General features: G+C 75.2%; 3 protein-coding genes. 1 reads left to right on the top strand and 2 read right to left on the bottom strand.

The features are described from left to right. Window positions 1-107 precede the first annotated feature (107 nt). Complete coding sequence (locus tag ABZ641_RS32785; protein WP_344623787.1) at window positions 108-602, bottom strand: hypothetical protein; 495 nt, start codon at window positions 600-602, stop codon at window positions 108-110. Between ABZ641_RS32785 and ABZ641_RS32790 the strand changes: the two genes are divergently transcribed. Then, window positions 601-837 (top strand): hypothetical protein, encoded by a 237-nt coding sequence (locus ABZ641_RS32790; RefSeq protein ID WP_359987761.1) that lies wholly within the window; start codon window positions 601-603, stop codon window positions 835-837. The two genes, ABZ641_RS32785 and ABZ641_RS32790, sit on opposite strands and share 2 nt — an antisense overlap. 51 nt (window positions 838-888) lie before the next feature. Here ABZ641_RS32790 and ABZ641_RS32795 read toward each other — a convergent pair whose 3' ends face one another. Then, a complete protein-coding gene (locus ABZ641_RS32795) occupies window positions 889-1,917 on the bottom strand; it encodes a substrate-binding domain-containing protein (protein WP_359987758.1) in 1,029 nt (342 codons plus the stop codon). Between the last annotated feature and the right edge of the window lie 611 nt (window positions 1,918-2,528).

Genomic DNA, 2,528 nt, shown 5'->3' on the forward strand with positions numbered 1-2,528 from the left:
TCCTGCGCCGGCCGGCCGCCCTGCCCCTACTCAGGTAGCGGCCGGCCTGCGCCTCACCCCGCCGGGCGCCGATCCGTTGCCGACGGCTCCTCCGCCGCCTCCGTCGCTCAGCCGAAGCCGGCCTCGGTGAAGCAGCAGCCTCCGCGCTCGGCGGCGGACAGGGTCGGGGCCGGGGTGTGCCGCGGGGTCTGCCGAACGTACTGACGGAAGCCTCCGGCACGGAACCTCAGGTCGAATCCGTGCCCCTCGATGTGCCACTGCGGCCACTCGGACCTGCCGTCGTCCGGAGCGAGCCGGTGCACGTCGTCGATCTCCAGCTCCGGGTGCGTGTTCGTCAGCCCGAGGCTGCCCTCGAGGTCCCAGACCTGCTCGAAGACGAGCGTCGCGGGAGCCACCCAGAAGGTGAAGTTCTTCGCGGGCCGGACGGGGTGCACCCAGCGGACGACGTAGTCGAGGTCGAGGAGCAGTCGCGGCACGACGTCGTCCGTCTGCTGCAGGTACAGGCCGTGCAGGGTGGCGTCGTGCCAGCCCATCTCCTCGAAGTCGGCGTCGCTCCAGACGCTCTTGGTGAGACCCGATTCCGGATGGCTGCCGCTGTCCATGACCGCATCCAACCAGAGCGCGCCCCGGCCCGCGGGCAGGCCGAGCGGCGGCCGGTCTGCGGCGGGGTGGACGGGACAGGAGTGCCCGTGCGGCGGGCTGCCGTGCCGGGACGTCGCCGAGCACCGCAGTCTCGGTGACGTCACCACCCTCACCGACAGCTCGGTCATGGAGCTGATCCGGGATCAACTGCCCGCGTCCGTCGGCGGCGAGGGCGAGGACGAGGACGGACGGTAGGCGCGGCTGCGGCCGTGCCCCGTCGGGGTGGAGGGCCACCGGGGCGGCCGGTCAGTCGCAGGTGGCGCCGGAGGCCTGCCAGGTCTCCGGGTCGACCATGGCGGTGGGGGCGAACGCCTCGGCGGGGAAGGGCCTGCCGCTGCGCACCTTGTCGTACATGGTCTGCACGGCGAGGGCGCCGACCTCCCGGCCGCTGATCGACAGGGCGGCGCGCATGGCGAAGCGCTCCCCGCGCTGCCAGCCCCGGCAGGCGAGGTAGCCGCCGAGGCCGACCCCGATGACGTCGGCCTCGGCGACGCCGGCGGCCCGCAGTGCGGCGATGCCGCCCTCGACGTTCTCGTCGTTGCAGCCCCACACCACCCAGTGCTCGGGGTTCCCCGCCTCCGCGGCCGTGGTGGAGGCGACGGCGCTGCGGGCGCCGTCCGGCGTGTTGTCGGTGTTGACGTTCAGGGTGCGGACCTGGCCGCCGTCCCGGAGGAACGCCAGCTTGGCGGCGTCGATGCGCTCGCGGCAGACGCTGAGGTCCATCCGCGCCGCGGCGACGATCCGGGTGTCGGCGGCCTTCCAGCCGGTCGTGCGGTACTCCTGGGCGGCGCGGCGGCCGACGGCCTCGCCCATCCGGCTGCCGCTGAAGCCGACCCTGGGCACGAGCTTCTGCCGGGCGCAGACGCTCGGGTCGCCGAGGTCGGCGCAGATCTGGTCGTCGGAGGCGAGCAGTTCGATCCGGGCGTCGTGCGCGATCCGCACGAGTTGCGGTCCGAGCGCCGGGTCCGGCACCGCCACGACCACGCCGCTCGCCCCGCGGGCAACGGCGGACCGGACGGCGTCGAGGGTGCGGGCCGCGTCGGTGCCGACGTCCACCACGTCCAGGTCGACGCCGAGTTCGGAGGCCCTTGCCCGCGCCCCGGCCGCCTCGTCCCGGAAGTACTGCTGGTCGCCCTGCTTCTGGATGTAGGCGACGGAGATCCGCGCCGTCCGGTGCATCTCGGGGCCCTGGGTGGTGCAGGCGCCGAGCGTCGCGATCGCGGCGAGGACGGCGACGGTGCCCGAGGGCGCGGGCAGGAGCGGGAGACGGGACATGGGCGGCCTCGGGGCGGTTCTGGGCTCCCCCGCCCACGGCCCCGACCACGGCCCGGGCGGCGGACGTGGGCGGGACGTGAGCGGGACGGCATCGGCGTGGAGCGCGGGACGGTTCGACAGCAAGAACGCGGCAGGGGTGTGTCAGGGAACGCGCGGGGGCGCGCGGGCCACCCGGCCGGCGGACCGGTGCGGTTCTTGACGCGGCGTCCGGGGCTGCGGTGTGATGATGCCGCGCGTTCGATTCTGTTGGGGTGTGGGGTTTTCTGATGGAGCGACGCCGCGCCCGCGCCGTCGGCTGCCACCGGTCCGGGCACACCGCCGGCGCGGCCCGTCCGACTCGTCCCCGGGCGCGCCGTGCCGGCGGCCCTTCCCGGGTGGTCGACCCGTCGCTGCGCTGTCCGTGGTGCGTCGAACCCACGTGCCGAGGTCGTGCCGTCCTGTGCCGCGGGCGCAGGACCGGCGGCACGGCCCACCACCTCGCAGGAGTCCTTCTCCGGCCCCGCTGCGACGCGTGAGTCCTGGGGCGGCCCGCGGGCTGTGGCTGCGGCCGGTGGCCGCCCGCGGGGCGTGAAGGGCGGCTCTGCGGGAGCGCCACCGGTGTTCCCTCAGCC

The organism is Kitasatospora sp. NPDC007106 (genome assembly GCF_040634455.1).
Lineage (GTDB): Bacteria > Actinomycetota > Actinomycetes > Streptomycetales > Streptomycetaceae > Kitasatospora > Kitasatospora arboriphila.

Bases quoted from the DNA above. Each gene is read 5' to 3' on its own strand.
- ABZ641_RS32785 (WP_344623787.1), bottom strand. From the start codon at position 602: ATGGACAGCGGCAGCCATCCGGAATCGGGTCTCACCAAGAGCGTCTGG.
- ABZ641_RS32795 (WP_359987758.1), bottom strand. From the start codon at position 1,917: ATGTCCCGTCTCCCGCTCCTGCCCGCGCCCTCGGGCACCGTCGCCGTC.
- ABZ641_RS32790 (WP_359987761.1), top strand. From the start codon at position 601: ATGACCGCATCCAACCAGAGCGCGCCCCGGCCCGCGGGCAGGCCGAGC.